At 54.7% G+C, this 16,788-nt stretch carries 11 protein-coding genes; 10 read left to right on the top strand and 1 reads right to left on the bottom strand.

Going from position 1 to position 16,788, the window contains the following annotated elements:
- Positions 1–48: 48 nt before the first annotated feature.
- The 6 genes from mutM (at position 49) to recF (ending at position 6,677) form a co-directional block, all read left to right on the top strand.
- Positions 49–900 carry a bifunctional DNA-formamidopyrimidine glycosylase/DNA-(apurinic or apyrimidinic site) lyase gene (mutM, locus tag ACR0LH_RS18455; RefSeq protein WP_480722005.1) on the top strand — a complete coding sequence of 284 codons (852 nt, stop codon included), beginning with the start codon at positions 49–51 and terminating at the stop codon, positions 898–900.
- A 66-nt stretch (positions 901–966) separates the two neighbouring features.
- Positions 967–1,743, top strand: a complete 777-nt coding sequence (locus ACR0LH_RS18450) for an enoyl-CoA hydratase (RefSeq protein WP_170388728.1) — start codon at positions 967–969, stop codon at positions 1,741–1,743.
- Between the two features lie 234 nt (positions 1,744–1,977).
- Positions 1,978–2,241 (top strand): 30S ribosomal protein S20, encoded by a 264-nt coding sequence (rpsT, locus tag ACR0LH_RS18445; RefSeq protein WP_170388729.1) that lies wholly within the window; start codon positions 1,978–1,980, stop codon positions 2,239–2,241.
- A 549-nt stretch (positions 2,242–2,790) separates the two neighbouring features.
- A complete protein-coding gene (gene dnaA, locus ACR0LH_RS18440) occupies positions 2,791–4,176 on the top strand; it encodes a chromosomal replication initiator protein DnaA (RefSeq protein ID WP_480722003.1) in 1,386 nt (461 codons plus the stop codon).
- A gap of 222 nt (positions 4,177–4,398) precedes the next feature.
- A complete protein-coding gene (gene dnaN, locus ACR0LH_RS18435) occupies positions 4,399–5,520 on the top strand; it encodes a DNA polymerase III subunit beta (protein ID WP_170388731.1) in 1,122 nt (373 codons plus the stop codon).
- Between the two features lie 59 nt (positions 5,521–5,579).
- Positions 5,580–6,677 carry a DNA replication/repair protein RecF gene (gene recF, locus ACR0LH_RS18430; protein WP_480722001.1) on the top strand — a complete coding sequence of 366 codons (1,098 nt, stop codon included), beginning with the start codon at positions 5,580–5,582 and terminating at the stop codon, positions 6,675–6,677.
- On the opposite strand, the gene ACR0LH_RS18425 is transcribed toward recF, so the two are convergent.
- A complete protein-coding gene (locus tag ACR0LH_RS18425) occupies positions 6,674–7,240 on the bottom strand; it encodes a carboxymuconolactone decarboxylase family protein (protein ID WP_480721999.1) in 567 nt (188 codons plus the stop codon). The two genes, recF and ACR0LH_RS18425, sit on opposite strands and share 4 nt — an antisense overlap.
- Positions 7,241–7,340: 100 nt before the next feature.
- Between ACR0LH_RS18425 and ACR0LH_RS18420 the strand changes: the two genes are divergently transcribed.
- The 4 genes from ACR0LH_RS18420 to ACR0LH_RS18405 all read left to right on the top strand — a co-directional run bounded on the left by ACR0LH_RS18420 (position 7,341) and on the right by ACR0LH_RS18405 (position 16,781).
- A complete protein-coding gene (locus ACR0LH_RS18420; RefSeq protein ID WP_170388734.1) occupies positions 7,341–7,913 on the top strand; it encodes a TetR/AcrR family transcriptional regulator in 573 nt (190 codons plus the stop codon).
- Between the two features lie 102 nt (positions 7,914–8,015).
- Positions 8,016–10,433, top strand: coding sequence for a DNA topoisomerase (ATP-hydrolyzing) subunit B (gyrB, locus tag ACR0LH_RS18415; RefSeq protein WP_170388735.1), 2,418 nt, complete (start codon positions 8,016–8,018; stop codon positions 10,431–10,433).
- Positions 10,434–11,004: 571 nt separating this feature from the next.
- Positions 11,005–12,981, top strand: a complete 1,977-nt coding sequence (locus tag ACR0LH_RS18410) for a P-loop NTPase fold protein (protein WP_480504132.1) — start codon at positions 11,005–11,007, stop codon at positions 12,979–12,981.
- Positions 12,981–16,781, top strand: a complete 3,801-nt coding sequence (locus tag ACR0LH_RS18405) for an SIR2 family protein (protein WP_480504131.1) — start codon at positions 12,981–12,983, stop codon at positions 16,779–16,781. Before ACR0LH_RS18410 ends, ACR0LH_RS18405 begins: the two co-directional genes overlap by 1 nt.
- Positions 16,782–16,788 lie beyond the last annotated feature (7 nt).

Genomic DNA, 16,788 nt, shown 5'->3' with positions numbered 1-16,788 from the left:
GCCATTGGTATCGGGCACAATGCGGCCCTTTGGATTAGGAGCCATGTAATGCCCGAATTGCCCGAGGTCGAGACAGTAAGACGCGGCTTGTCCCCGGCGATGGAGGGCGTGGTGATCGAACGCGCCGATGTGAATCGGCCGGACCTGCGCTGGCCATTCCCCGAGCGGATGGCGGAACGGCTGACCGGGCAAAGGGTGGATCGGCTGCGACGACGCTCGAAATACATACTGGCTGACCTCAGCAGCGGAGAGACTTTGCTGATTCATCTGGGTATGTCGGGGCGGATGACAGTGTCGGGCGACCCGTTGGGGCAGTTCGTGCATGACCACCCGATGCCGGAAAAACATGATCATGTTGTGTTCCATATGGCCAATGGCGCACGTGTCACATTCAACGATCCGCGCCGGTTCGGAGCGATGGATTTGCTGCCGACAGAGACGGCAGAGAAGCACAAGCTGCTATCGGTCCTTGGACCCGAACCTTTGGGCAATGATTTTCATGAACAACACCTGATCGAAGCTTTCCGGGGAAAGAACACTCCGGTCAAGTCTGCACTTTTGGATCAGGGAATCGTTGCCGGATTGGGAAATATCTACGTCTGTGAAGCGCTTTATCGCGCCAGAGTGTCGCCACGTCGCAAAGCCGGACAGATTTCTGCGCAGCGTGTCGCGGCCATGGTTCCGATCATCCGGCAGGTGCTTGCGGATGCTATCGAAGCCGGGGGTTCTTCGCTGCGGGATTTCCGCCAAGCCGATGGAGAACTTGGATATTTTCAGCATCGCTTTGATGTCTACGGGCGCGAGGGGGAACCCTGTCGAACGGACGGTTGTGGAAGTGCCATAAAAAGAGTCACGCAGTCCGGTCGTTCATCCTTCTATTGCGGGAAATGCCAAAGATAACTTGATCCAGCTTTTTCGCGTGATAAGGAATCGTATCTGAACGGAACAACCGGAAGCTTACACCTCATGGCTTTTGAGACGATCATCGTCGAAATCGAAGACCACGTCGCTCTTATCAAACTTGATAGACCAGACGCGCTGAATGCACTGAACTCGCAACTGACGCAGGAGCTGTGTACCGCGCTGGAAGAAGCGGATCAAAACGACAAGGTGCGCTGCATCATCATCACAGGCTCGGACAAGGCTTTTGCCGCCGGCGCGGATATCAAAGAGATGTCCGAGATGAACTTTGTCGACGTTTATACAAAGAACCTGTTTGCTGATGTGAATGATCGGATCAGCGCAATTCGCAAACCTGTAATTGCTGCTGTTGCCGGCTATGCGCTGGGCGGCGGATGTGAACTGGCGATGTTGTGCGATTTCATTATTGCGGCGGACACGGCCAAGTTTGGGCAGCCAGAAATTAACCTCGGCGTTATTGCAGGTCTGGGCGGCAGCCAGCGCCTGACGCGGTTTGTCGGCAAGTCCAAATCCATGGACATGAACCTGACCGGTCGCTTCATGGATGCCGAAGAAGCGGAACGCGCAGGGCTGGTCAGCCGAGTTGTTCCCGCGAAGAAACTTCTGGAAGAAGCGACGAGCGCGGCGCAGAAGATTGCTGAAAAGTCCCAGTTGAGCACGATGGCCGCGAAAGAAGCCGTCAATCGCAGCTATGAGCTGCCGCTGAGCGAGGGGATGCTGTTTGAGCGTCGTGTATTCCATTCGATGTTCGCGACCGAAGATCAAAAGGAAGGCATGGCCGCCTTTCTGGAAAAGCGCGCTGCGCAGTTCCGCGACAAATAATCGGCGCCTCTGCTGGATCGGAACAGGCGGGCGATGTCCCGCCTTTTTCATGTCCGAATATGGCCACGCAGAATCTGCTTGGCAAACCCCTGCAACTTGGATAGTAAGCGCCGCTATACATGCGCGTGCGGCCCGCTTTGGCCAGAATCACACTCGTGATCCCTGATCCGGTGCGGAGAGTTCCGTGACGCGCGACCCCAGATAACCGCACCGAACAAAGGTCACGAGATACACATGGCTAATTCGCCCCAGGCAAAAAAGCGCGCTCGTCAGAACGAGAAGCGTTTCGCAATCAACAAAGCACGTCGTTCGCGCATCCGCACCTACCTGCGTAAAGTAGAAGAAGCGATCGCATCCGGCGACAAAGACGCTGCAACCGCAGCTCTGCGCGCAGCTCAGCCCGAGCTGATGCGCGGCGTCACCAAAGGCGTTTACCACAAGAACACAGCTTCGCGGAAAATGTCGCGTCTGTCGGCCCGCGTCAAAGCGCTGGGCTGAGTCTTTCGCTGACTTTAGGTCACGTAAGGAAGGCTGAACTAATTTGAAGGGCGTCGCGCAGTGCGGCGCCCTTTTTGCTGTTGCCAGAATACCGCGCTTGGCGAAGCCAAGAGATTCTTTCGCGCTTAGACACGAGTCAATATCAGAGTTTCGTTGCCGGGAACCTCACCCTCTTGTTACCACTGATTCAGCGATTCACTCGCTTGGGGGGACAGGCTGTTCCAGCGATCAAACTGACGGGCATCAGGATGATCAGGAACGAATGTTGGCAACCGGTAAAGTCGGTTTGCTGATCTGCTGTGGGACTTGGTACATCCAGGCGTCCCAGCCCTGTCTAAAAAAGAGATTGCGACGCGCAACCCGGATGTTGGGGTGTGCCCTTTAGGGACGCCAGAACACCGGTAAGTGCCGACTTTCTATGGAGTAATCGCCAGATCATTACGATTTGGCGGATGGGTACTCTGTTGCGTGTGAACACGTTAACCGGGCAACCGGAACATAGTAATAAGGCCGACAGGCCAATAAAGAATGGGATGCGTGAGGCGCTTAATGACACAAGAAAAATGGGGACTACTGCGTAACAAACTGCTCAAGGCGATCGGAAAGAACAACTACACAACCTGGATTGAACCTCTTGAATTCCAAGAGCTGCAGGATGGCGTGGCTGTATTTTCGGTGCCGACCAATTTTATGGGCAATTATGTTAGCCAGAACTTTGCAGATCTCATCTTGTATGAGTTGAATACGGCGGGCGAGCCTGTTCAGCGTCTGGCGTTTCGGGTCGCGGCAAATTCTCCGGCCCGGCCGTCCGTCGAAGCGGAAACTGCGCCAGTCGCATTGCACGAGGCGCCCGCGCCGCAGGTGGCCGAAGTTGCCAATGATGCGCTCGAATCGCTGCAGGCGGCGCCTTTGGATGCGCGCTTTACCTTTGACACTTTTGTTGTCGGCAAGCCAAACGAACTGGCCCACGCCGCTGCGCGTCGCGTCTCTGAAGGTGGCCCCGTGACCTTCAATCCGCTTGTTCTTTATGGTGGCGTCGGCTTGGGTAAGACCCACCTGATGCACGCCATCGCGTGGGAGCTGAAAACAAAACGCCCCGATCTGAACGTGCTTTACCTGTCGGCGGAACAGTTCATGTACCGCTTTGTGCAGGCTCTGCGCGAACGCCGCATGATGGACTTCAAGCACCTGTTTCGTTCGGTCGATGTTCTGATGGTGGACGATGTGCAGTTCATCGCCGGCAAGGATTCGACGCAAGAGGAGTTCTTTCACACCTTCAATGCGCTGGTGGACCAGAACAAACAGATCATTATCTCAGCCGACCGCGCGCCGGGCGAGATCAAGGATCTGGAAGACCGCGTGAAGTCGCGTTTGCAATGTGGCTTGGTGGTCGATCTTCACCCGACCGACTATGAACTGCGGCTGGGAATCCTGCAAAACAAGGTGCAGCAATACAGCAGCACCTATACCGACCTGACCATAACGGATGGTGTTCTGGAGTTTCTGGCCCATCGCATCTCGACCAATGTGCGTGTTCTCGAAGGTGCGTTGACCCGACTGTTCGCTTTTGCGTCGCTGGTGGGTCGTGAAATCGACATGGAGCTGACGCAGGACTGCCTGGCCGATGTGCTGCGCGCGTCCGAGCGCAAGATCACCGTCGAGGAAATCCAGCGAAAAGTTTCGGAATACTACAACATCCGCCTGTCCGACATCATCGGCCCCAAGCGTTTGCGGTCTTATGCGCGCCCACGTCAGGTGGCGATGTATCTGTGCAAGCAACTCACCAGCCGGTCCCTGCCCGAGATTGGCCGTCGTTTCGGCGGGCGCGACCACACCACGGTCATGCACGGTGTCAAACGGATTGAAGAGCTGAAGACGACTGACGGCCAGATCGCCGAAGACGTAGAGATGCTGCGCCGCTCTCTGGAAGCCTGAATTCGGTTCATTCAGAAAACGCCCCGGCCCCTCACGCGCGGGGCGTTTTCTTGTGCGCTATAATCCACGGTCGCGCAGGAACTGTGCCCGCTTGGTCACGCGCCTCTTGACCCTTTGGGCAATCCGACTCAGTAATCCATAAAAAATCCTTGTGCCTCAGGGTGGAAACGGTAACGTGCCAGTCCCGCCCATTTCGGCACGCAAGTCAAAGGAATTGAGGGTATGAAGATCAGCATCGAACGCGGCACCCTTCTCAAGGCCGTTTCACAGGCCCAATCTGTTGTCGAACGGCGCAACACCATTCCCATACTTGCGAACGTGCTGATCGAAGCCGAAGGCGATCAGGCCATGTTCCGTGCCACCGATCTGGATATCGAGGTTGTCGACAAGGCGTCTGCGCAGGTGGAAAAGGCCGGTGCGACAACTGTGGCGGCCACGACACTGCATGAGATCGTGCGAAAACTGCCGGATGGGGCATTGGTGACGCTCACAGCCGACAGCGCGGCCGGGCGTCTGACGGTTGAGGCTGGACGGTCCAACTTCTCGCTAGCGACCCTGCCGAAAGAAGACTTCCCGGTCATGGCATCGTCTGAGTACCAATCGAATTTCACGGCGTCGGCGGCGTTGCTGCGGCGGTTATTCGATAAATCGAAATTTGCCATCTCGACGGAAGAAACACGGTACTACCTGAATGGTGTGTACATGCATGTGGCCGATGGCTCAGAAGGCGGCAAGGTTCTGCGCTGTGTCGCTACCGACGGTCACCGCCTTGCGCGTATTGATGCAGACCTGCCGGATGGTGCTGCGAACATGCCGGGCGTCATCGTGCCGCGTAAGACCGTGGGTGAGCTGCGCAAGCTGCTGGATGATGATGAGATGGATATCGCTGTCTCGGTCAGCGAAACCAAGGTTCGATTTGCCACACCCGACATCACCCTGACATCCAAGGTGATCGACGGTACTTTCCCCGATTACACGCGCGTCATCCCGCAGGGCAACACGCGCCAACTGGAAGTCGATGCAGCCGAATTCGCGCAGGCCGTGGATCGCGTTGCGACCGTTTCATCCGAGCGGTCACGCGCGGTGAAGTTGCAACTGGACGCAGACAAGCTGGTTCTGTCGGTCAATGCGCCTGACAGCGGTGCCGCCGAGGAAGAACTGGCCGTGGCCTATGGTGACGAACGGCTTGAGATTGGGTTCAACGCGAAATACCTGCTCGAGATTGCTTCTCAGGTCGATCGTGAGAATGCGGTGTTCCTGTTCAACTCGGCCGGTGACCCGACCCTGATGCGCGAAGGCAATGACCAGAGCGCGGTCTATGTGGTCATGCCGATGCGTGTCTGATCGCGCTGGCGCGCGATGCCTCCGGCGGAAGTATTTTTGAACAGAAGAAGGGTGGGGTCATGGGATTGGCCCTGACCGAGCTTACGGTCTCGCATTTTAGGTCGCACAAGCTGGCGCGGTTGTCGCTGGACGGGCGACCGGTTGCGATCCATGGTCCCAACGGGGCCGGTAAAACCAACATCCTTGAAGCGGTCTCGTTGTTCTCACCCGGTCGTGGGATGCGGCGGGCGAGTGCGGCTGAGATGACCCGACGGCCCGAGGCGCTGGGGTGGAAGCTGTCCGGGCTGTTGGAGGCGCAGGGGCAGAACTACGAGATCGAGACTTGGTCCGAAGGTGGCGCTGCGCGGCAGGTTCGGATTGATGGCAAGGCGGCCAGTCAGGTTGATCTGGGCAAGCTGGCGCGGGTTGTCTGGCTGATCCCCTCAATGGACCGGCTATGGATCGAAGGGGCCGAGGGGCGGCGGCGGTTTCTGGATCGTATCGCGCTGAGTTTTGATCCCTCTCACGCCGAGGCTTCGTTGACTTATGAGAAATCCATGCGCGAAAGGAACCGCTTGCTGAAAGAGCAGGTGCGCGATGCCCATTGGTATGCTGCGCTAGAAGGGCAAATGGCCGAGACCGGGTATCGTATCCACGCCGCGCGTTTGGCTGCGCTGGATCATCTGCGTGCGGCGCAGGACCAGGCGGAAACTGCTTTTCCTTCGGCTGATCTGGAGCTGGTGCAATCCGAAGGTGCAATGCCGGAGAGGGTGGATGACCTGCGCGAAGCGTTGAACGAAAGCCGGTTCCGCGATCTGTCGGCAGGGCGAACTTTGGTGGGGCCGCACCGGTCGGATCTGTATGGTGTGTTCGCGGCCAAGGGCGTTCCGGCCAAGGATTGTTCAACCGGGGAACAAAAAGCGCTGTTGGTCTCGCTGATTCTGTCCAATGCGCGGGCATTGGCGGGGATGGTGGGCGCGCCTCCGATCGTATTGCTGGACGAGGTTGCCGCCCATCTGGATGCCGGGCGGCGGGCGGCGCTGTATGATGAGATTTGCGCACTGGGTGCTCAGGCCTGGATGACGAGCACCGGGCCTGAGCTGTTTGCTGAATTGGCGGACCGGGCCCAGACGCTGATCGTGAATGAAGGCGATGAGGGCTCGGTCGTTAGCGGTTAGGCGGGCTCGGCGACTTTGCGTTCCCACAAGAAGCCACGCATAACCTGATCAACAGGTGTTTGGGCCATGTGGTTGACGTAGTTCGACATGGTTTTCTGCGCCAGACCCAGAACAACATCCAGAACTGCTCGGTGCGAATAACCTGCGTCAAAGAACGCCTGAAGCTGTGCCTCGGACGGGTTGCCACGGGTTTCCATCATTTGCAGCGTAAATGTCCGCAGCGCCTCGAGCTTGGCGGACGGCAGCGGGGTTTCGTTGCGCAGGGCTTCGATAATCTCGTCCGAGACCTTCATCATCTTGGCAATACCGGTATGGGCCGGCACGCAGTAGTGGCATTCGTTTTCGACATTGATGGTCTGCCAGACAACGGTTTTCTCGTCATTGTCAAAATCGGTCTGCAGGAACAGGTGGTGCAGAACCTGATAGCCTTCCAGGTGCTGCGGGCTTTCGGCCATCACTTTATGCAGGCCGGGCAGGCGGCCAAACGCGGCCTGCGATTTCGCGAGCAGCGGTTTGGACCCTTCTGGGGCGGTTTCAAGGTCATGAGAGGGGAAGTTTGCCATGTCAAAACTCCTGTTTCTGGCGCGGTGAGTCGTATTTAGGCTTTCTTGAGTGATCACTCAAGTATATATTTGAGTGAACGTTCAAGAATTGGTGAAGTCAATGCCGCGCAAACCTTCATATGACCGTGACGCGCTGATTGCGCAGGCAAGGGATATCTTTTGGCGGCAGGGGTGGGCTGGAACATCCCTGAAGGATCTTGAGCGTGAACTGAATCTCAAGCCCGGCAGTTTCTACGCTGCGTTCGGGTCTAAGGATGCGCTCTATGCTCTGAGTCTGGAGCGCTACGCGCAGGATGGCGTGTCGCGGTTGATGGCGATGGCGGATGAAATGGGGCCATTGCAGGCGTTAAAAGCGCAGCCGCAAGTCGTGATAGACGCAAGTGAAATGCCTGCGCGTGCTTGTATGTTGGCCAAGACCTTTGCCGAGCTACAGGCCAGAGGGCATGATCTGGCAGATCAGGCCAGCAGCCACATGTCGGCGATGAAGGACTGTTTTGCGACTCTGTTTCGGCGCGCGCAAGAGGCCGGAGAAATCGGTGCGCATCATAACCCTGACCGGTTGGCCGCGCGGTATCAATCCGATCTTTTGGGCTTGCGTTTGTCGGCCGAAAGAAAGGACGTGAACGCAGCAGAAATTGCCTCGGATATCGCGGCGGACCTTGATCAGCTTTGATCTGCCGAAAAAGCCACTCGGCAACACAAAATCTGGTGGGATCGCGTGACATTCCCCACCAGAAAACGTATAAGTTACCAAAATAATATAGGTACTAACGGCATGTCCGAAGACGCACAGGCACCGCAAGAATACGGCGCGGATTCCATTAAAGTTCTCAAGGGCTTGGAGGCGGTCCGCAAGCGCCCCGGTATGTATATCGGGGACACGGATGACGGTTCCGGTCTGCACCATATGGTGTATGAGGTCGTGGACAACGGAATTGACGAAGCTCTGGCAGGTCACGCTGACCATGTGACGGTGAAAATTCACGCCGATTCCAGTGTCTCGGTCAGCGACAATGGTCGTGGAATTCCGGTGGATATTCACCCCGAAGAAGGCGTGTCAGCCGCCGAGGTCATCATGACCCAGCTACACGCGGGCGGTAAGTTCGACAGCAACTCGTACAAGGTGTCGGGCGGTCTGCACGGCGTGGGTGTTTCGGTTGTGAACGCCCTGTCCGACTGGCTGGAGCTGCGCATCTGGCGTAACGGTAAAGAACACGTGGCGCGGTTTGAGGGCGGCGAGACGGCGGAACACCTGAAGGTCGTTGGCGAATGTGGCGATCGGACAGGGACCGAGGTGCGGTTTCTGGCCTCGACCAATACATTCTCGAACCTCGAATATTCATTTGAGACGCTTGAAAAGCGCCTCCGCGAGCTGGCCTTCCTGAATTCCGGCGTGCGGATTATCCTGATCGACGAACGCCCCGCTGAAAGGCTTGAGACCGAGCTGTTCTATGAGGGCGGCGTTAAAGAGTTCGTCAAATATCTCGATCGGTCCAAGACGCCTGCGATGCCCGAGCCGATCTATATCAAGGGCGAGCGCGACGATATCGGGGTCGAGATCGCGATGTGGTGGAATGACAGCTATCACGAGACGGTACTGCCTTTCACCAACAACATCCCGCAGCGCGATGGCGGGACGCATGTGGCCGGTTTTCGGGGCGCCCTGACCCGGACGATCAACAACTATGCGCAGTCCAGCGGGATCGCGAAGAAGGAAAAGGTCAGCTTTACCGGTGACGACGCGCGCGAAGGTCTGACCTGCGTGCTGTCGGTGAAAGTGCCGGACCCGAAATTCTCATCCCAGACCAAGGATAAACTGGTCAGCTCCGAGGTGCGCCCGGCAGTCGAAGGTCTGATGAATGAAAAGCTGGCCGAGTGGTTCGAGGAAAACCCGAACGAGGCCAAGGGGATCGTCGGCAAGATCATCGAGGCTGCGCTGGCCCGTGAAGCTGCGCGCAAGGCGCGCGAGCTGACCCGCCGTAAAACGGCGATGGATGTGAACTATCTGGCCGGGAAGTTGAAGGACTGTTCTGAAAAAGACCCGTCCAAGACCGAAGTCTTTCTGGTCGAGGGTGACTCGGCTGGTGGTTCGGCACAGACAGGTAGGGACCGTTTGACTCAGGCTGTGCTACCCCTACGCGGGAAAATCCTGAACGTGGAACGTGCCCGGTTTGACCGGATGCTATCGTCTCAGGAAATCGGCAATCTGGTTATGGCGTTGGGCACCGGTATTGGCCGCGATGAGTTCAACATCGAAAAGCTGCGCTACCACAAGATCGTCATCATGACCGATGCGGATGTGGACGGCGCGCATATTCGGACGCTGCTGCTGACCTTCTTCTACCGGCAGATGCCCGAGCTGATCGAGGGTGGATACCTCTATATCGCGCAGCCACCGCTTTATAAGGTTTCGCGTGGAAAGTCAGAGGTTTACCTGAAAGATCAGGCCGCTCTGGACGATTACCTGATCAATCAGGGCGTCGAGGGCGCGGTGCTGAAACTTGGCTCGGGCGAGGAGATTGTCGGGCAGGACTTGACCCGCGTTGTGGACGAAGCGCGTCAGTTGAAACGTGTACTGGACGCCTTTCCGACGCACTATCCACGTCACATTCTGGAACAAGCTGCTGTCGCCGGAGCCTTTGTTCCCGGCGCGGTGGATGCTGACCTGCAGGGTGTGGCCGACAAAGTTGCGGCTCGTCTGGACCTGATCGCGCTGGAATACGAACGCGGCTGGCAGGGCCGTATCACCCAGGATCACGGCATCCGTCTGGCCCGCATCCTGCGCGGCGTTGAGGAGGTGCGTACGCTGGACGGCCCGATGCTGCGCTCGGGCGAGGCGCGCAAGACCGGCAGCTTTACCCAAAGCCTGCAAGAGGTTTACAACACCCCGGCCACTCTGATCCGCCGCGATCGGATGCAAGCCATCCACGGCCCGCTGGACCTGCTGCGCGCCATTCTGGAAGAAGGCGAAAAGGGTCTGTCGCTACAACGCTACAAGGGTCTGGGTGAGATGAACCCCGATCAGCTATGGGAAACCACGCTGGACCCGGATGCCCGTACGCTGTTGCAGGTGCGCGTGGATGACATGGTCGAGGCCGACGACCTGTTTACCAAGCTGATGGGCGATGTGGTGGAGCCCCGCCGTGAGTTCATCCAGAAAAACGCACTGAGCGTTGAAAACTTGGATTTCTGATCTGATGTAGGTTTGCGCATAACACTTCGCGCACCCCATAAGTTTGCGTAGTTTGCCCATAGTTTTGCGCTGCGCGATTGTCTGCCCTAGCGGTGAATTCAATCAGTTTTTGGCGTAGTCGTTGCTGTTATGGTCCTTTGCGTTGCTCAATCCCGCAAAGGGCCTCCCTAAGGAACCTTGGGTTCCATGCGGCCTTTTTGCTTGGATTCTCGCGAAGGTCTGCGACGCGCAGAAAGCAGACTTCGCAAAGTCTCCGTTCAAAGTTTCGCCTGCCTAACCTGACCGGCCCGGAGCCGCCGTACGTTCAGGCGTATCAAGCTACCGCGCAGCTTCAGGAAAGCAGTCATTGAAGTGTCTGCTCAAGCTACCTACTGGTTTGCGCAAAATAACTGCAAACTTGTCAACGATTTGCCGGGGAGTTCTTGTCACAGCTAGTACTTTGATTCATTGCTGAGCACAGCGTGCAGGTCAAAAACGATTGTTTGGGGTTACGTCTGGTGAACAAGGATCGACGTGACCGTCTGCACCTGCCATAAACTGTTCATTCAATTTAGTGGCGAGTATTTTGCGAATGGGCATTGATAGGGCCGAGGTAAAGGAATTTCTTAGAAATTGGGCAAACACTGAATCGAAACCCCACTTTGCGGTTTTGGTCGAAGGGCGTTGGGGCTGCGGGAAAACTCATTTTGTATTGCAGTTGTTAGAAGATGAGTCGTTCACAGACCGCAAACCCATCTACCTTTCGGTGTTTGGTATCCCCGACGTCCAGTCATTGGAGACCAACCTCTTTTATGCAAGTGCCGGTTCTCTCACGAAAACACTACACAAGGGGGCGGGCCTTGCTGGATCTATCTTCAGCGGTGCACTTACACTTGGATCAGGAGGCATTTTTGGGGGTACAGCAAACCTGAACAAAATCGTTGATGCGGTGACTTCGCAACTGGAACAATCATCGACGAACATGGACGGAGCACTTTTGGTTCTGGATGATTTAGAACGCTGCCAAATCCCCATGTCGGAACTATTGGGCGTTGTGAATCGATTCGTAGAGCATGGTGATACTCGTGTAATTCTTTTAGCGAATACAGACGGTTTGAAAGATGATCACTTTATTGCATTTAGAGAAAAGATAGTCGGGCATTCATTTTTTTTGGAAAGCGACCCCGACAGCGCATTAGCGTCGTTCGTCGGGGAAATCGGACAGTCCGACGTTCGTGGGCTGCTTGAATATTATGAACAGGACATCCGTGAACTCTACAACAAGTCTGGTTTCCACAACCTTCGAGCTTTGCGTCAGTTCGTTTGGCAGTTGGCTACTGTACTTGAGCGTATGAACGAAGACTATCGTAAGAACGACGAGTTAGTTCGGAATCTTATCGTTCAGTTCTTTATCTTCTTCATAGAGTTCAAACTCGATCTCGCTGATGAATCAGCGTCTCTAACACCCTTGGATTTGTTGGGGCAATATGACGAGGGAAAAGATGAAGTTCGCCATGTCTATGAGTTCTCATTTGACAAAGACAAAGAGCCAACCCCCAAAAAACGTATCTTCAACAAATACGAGCAGCATAACGGAATAAGAACCGTCATCACTGTTCAGCAGTGGATTGCGATTCTTACCTCTGGGGTCGTAGATGCGGCTAGATTGAATGCAGAACTAGCCCAAGCGGATGAAGTTGCTGGTGTTGGTTCCTGGCCGTCTTGGAAGAGGCTTTGGCACTTCTATGAATGGGACTTCTCTGATGGATCAGAGCCAGGGTTCTGGTCTGATGTCGAAGATATGCAATCTAATTTGGGATGCGGTAGCTATGTTGAAGTCGGTGAGTTCCTTCACGTGGTCGGCGTTTCTCTAATGCTGGCAGAACATCAGCTAATTGACCAAACCGTACCCAAAACGGTCAAAACAATGAAATCTTACATCGATGGGCAGTTCATCCCCGCTTTAACGTACGAGCGTTGTCGAGGCGTCGTTGAAAGGTTTGGTAACCAATTGGATTCGTATGATGGGCTTGGGTTCATCGGGCGTGAAGGTGCTGAATTCAAGGAGGTCCTTAATTATCTGGTCGAAAAAGTCGAAGAATGGCATCAAGCTTGGTTAAGGGATGATGCAGGTAAGGAGCTTTTGGGTTTTCTGACGGATGACTGGATACAGTTCATTGGAAACCTGAAGGTAACAAATCACCCGTCAGAACAACGTTACTTGGACATTCCTATTCTTGCGACCATCGATGCCGGAGCCTTCGTTGATACTTGGTTCAAATTGTCACGCCAAGAAGAACGGCTCGTGGTGGGTAGCCTGAAGGACAGATACGAACACCGCCCTGCGCTCTTGGACAAAGAGGGACTTTGGTGGCGCAGCGTTCAAGAAGAACTGATGCGACGTGTTGCCAATACAAGGAGCAAACCCAGAAACGTTCAAATCAAGAACCTCGTGAAGCACATTAACTCATCAATCATCGAGAAATGGGAACTTAGGCAGTTTCAGGAGTTCTCAAAAGGTGGCTTGGCTGACGTTGGTTGGATGACCCGAACGCGGATTGGTGACTAATGAGATTTCATGCAAACGGTCCAATTATTCCTGACGTTCTGCTCGAACGCTGTGATGCAGGTAGAGTTGTGTTTCTCTGCGGTGCTGGCGTTTCACTTCCATCCGGAATGCCGAGTTTCATCGGATTGACGCAATATGTCATTGACTACTTTGACCCACCTAAAGATTCAGAAATCATGCGGGCGTTCCAACCTTGGATTGATGATCCGACTGGAATAAACATGCCGCTGGATCAAATTTTCAATCTGCTCCATCTGGAGTACGGACGAGGCGAAGTGAATGCCCTTGTAGCTGAACGCCTTCAAGCTTCATCGGGAAATGATCAAGTCGGCCATCACCACGACGTCATAAAACGTATCTCAACAAGTCCAAACGGTGAACCACAGATCGTCACCACCAATTTCGATCTTTTGTTCGAACTAGGTGGTGATTTTCCGACTTTTGCGGCTCCTGCTTTCCCTGATCTTGCGTTTGGAGGTGCTGTTGAAGGCATAACCTACCTGCACGGGCGGCTTGCAGACAAAGACGCAGATCAACATTCTTACGTCCTGAGCAGTGCGGACTTCGGTCGAGCATATCTTTCAGAAGCATGGGCAACGAATTTCATACGGCACTTACTGGAGCATTACACTGTCGTTCTGGTTGGCTATCAGGCTGAAGACCCACCAATCAAATACCTTCTGCAAGGTTTGAACCACGATGGACAGTTTGACCGCACACGCATCTATGCCTTCGACAAGGGTGCGCCTGAGGACGTTGAAGCAAAGTGGCGTGACCGCGGTGTAACAGCGATTGCATATCCCGATCACCCCGACCTTTGGCAAACATTGGAGGCTTGGGCAGACCGTGCAGACGATCCCAGAGCATGGCGTGGGTCGGTCATTTCAATGACAGAACAGGACCCCAAGTCGTTGCAACCGCACCAGCGAGGGCAAGTTGCACATGTTCTGCGATCAGTAGCTGGTGCCAAACTGCTGGCCGACGCTAAACACCCAACGCATCCAGAGTGGGTTTGTGTTTTCAGCGGCTCCATTCGGTCTGCTAAGCGGGCTAGTGGGTATGGTGAAGACGCTGAAGTCTTTGAGCCAAATGTGGCCTACGGCTTGGATGATGATCTTCAGAACCTGTCAGATGAAGACTACCGCCAAGGTATCTTTAACGATGATTTGCTGTCGTGGCGGCATGGCGATGAAAACCCATCTGACGCACATCGACTAGGCGGGAGAGCACCCGATGGTTACACGAACGTCCCACCCCGGTTGTGGCATCTGATAAGGTGGGTTGGAGACAACCTTGCTAGCCCTGTTATCGCTTGGTGGGCCATCAAGCAGAACGGCTTGCATCCACGCCTACTGAACCACATTGAATGGCGTTTTGGTCAGCGTGAGGAACTTCACGACAAGGCTCGGCACATCTGGAGTCTGATCTTAGATCATCACAAGGACCCTCGGAACCGTGAATGGGACGGTGCCTGGTTTGACCTTAAACGGCGGATAAGAACTGAAGGTTGGACGCCAAGTGTTTTACGAGAGTTCGGGCGAGTAGCTGCTCCGAAGCTAGATATCAAGCCGCCGTACAGCTTAGCAGGCGTCCGCCCTACATCTGCGGATTGGCCCGAGATCGAACTCGGCCATCTGGGGCAGTTTAACGTGAAGTTTCTCGAACGCCACAACGACGACTTGGACATACCTGACGACGTACTTCCCAAAGTATTTGGTTTGCTCGAAGATGCAATGAAGGCTGCGTCTGGCATGCTAACCGATATCGGTACGATCTATTTCTCTACGCCAACCTGTTACCCTGATCGCGAAATTGATGGAGAGGATCGGCACCCCGATGCCGCTGACGCTTTCAAGCTCTTCATCGAGCTTTTCGAACGACTTTCACAGATTTCACCCCAAGTTGCATTGGGGCATTTCCTAAATTGGCCAATGGAGGACAAGTTCTTCTTCAGGAAACTCGGCCTTTACGCCTTGTCAAAGGACAACCTGTTTGGGCCCGAAGAGGTTGGTCAACGGATACTGGGACTTAGCCAAGATGTATTCTGGGACACCGATGTGTCACGGGAACTTATTTTTCTGTTGGTTGACAGGTGGGCGGATTTCCCCGAACCGCTTCGTCATCGGCTGGGTCAACGGCTACTCGCAGGACCAGATCAGAAAGGCTATTGGTCTGATGACGTGTATCCGAGCGTGCGTGACGAATTGGTAGCTAGATATACGCGATACCTGGAATTGCAGGGATGTGAACTGGTCGGCGATCAAAGTGATCGTCTTTCAGCGCTCATTGCTACCATTGAGAATTGGAGTGACGGTTGGGCTACATCCACTGTCACTGAACACGGTTCACAAATTGGGTGGGTCGGTACAGATGAAACACCTGATGCTGTTCTTGATCTAGCTGTTGATGAGATAGTGCCAAGGGCGAAAGATGACCTAAACCGTGACTTTGGGAGCTTCACGGAGAAGCGGCCCTTTACTGGACTAGTCAAAGCCAACCCACGCAAAGCGTTATCTGCTCTTTCCGCCGCAGCGAGAGAAAATGACTATCCACAGGCGTTTTGGTCGGCGATGATCAACGAGGTTCCAGATGGAATCTCACCCAGGCTAAGAAGGGTGTTTCTGCACCGTCTGAGTCGTCTTCCTCAACCAGTGATAATGGAGTTGAGACATACCGTTTGTCGGTGGCTTGAACAGAACATCACAAAGCTAATCGAGTTTGATAGCGAACTTGCTTGGGACGTGTTTGATAGTGTTGTGGACGGCGTTTTAAGCGGCGGTGAAGCTGCAACTGAGAGTGGTATCGGTGAAATCAGTCTCGGCGGTGAGGGCATTCAGAAATCGCGCCGCACCTACCAACATGCAATAAATGGACCTCTGGGAATGTGTGCTCAGGCTCTGTTTCGCGCGGTGCCTGGCGAGAAGCAGGAACAAGACTCTCTGATTCCAGACTACATAAAAACCCGTATTGAACGGTTGTTCGCTTCTCCAGGCGAAGGTTCCGACCATGCCGTTTCAATTGCCTTTAGTAAGCTGAACTGGTTGATGTACGTTGATCCTGAGTGGGTGAAAGCACGACTCATTCCTATGCTGGCGTTTGATCACACCGCTGCTGAACCAGCCTGGAATGGGTTCCTATGCAGCAATCGGGTTCCATGGTCACCGCTGGCTGTTTTGGTCAAGCCACTCCTTCTGGAGGCGGTCAAGTGGGTGGAAAACCAAAAATGGGATCGTGACTTGGCGAAGGTTGTTACGCAATGGCTGGGGTTCCTGTATTTGTTCAGACGCAATTCGGAAGATGGCATCACCAAGCAGCAGATGCGCCAAATTGTACGTGAAATGTCCGACGATACCCGCAACCAGTTCATCTGGTGGTTGGGGAAAGTCGGCCAAAATAACGATGAGGGCTGGGAAAAGCTAGTAACACCCTTTTTGAATGAAGTTTGGCCGCGAGAACGCATTTACCGCACGGCATCGTCAGTCGAGTCTTGGATTGGTGTGCTTGATGACACAGGAACCAGCTTTCCTGTGGTGTACAGGGCGGTAAAGCGTTTTTTGGTGCCCGTAGAAACTGACCGTCACCCATTCTACCGATTTACCCGCGAAGTTGGTACGGACGAACCAATCACTATTCAGTTCCCCGAGGAAACGCTTGACCTGCTCAATGCAGTGACGCCCCAGATCTTGAGCCGACCGCCCTATGAGTTACCGAAAATTCTTGCGTTAGTTGGCGAAACATCACCTGAACTTAGAGCGGATCATCGCTATCTCAGACTTATGGACTTGGTTGAAAGGATGTAGTCGGGTT

Source organism: Ruegeria sp. CL6 (genome assembly GCF_056536465.1).
This window is presented reverse-complemented; position numbering and strand designations above follow the sequence as displayed.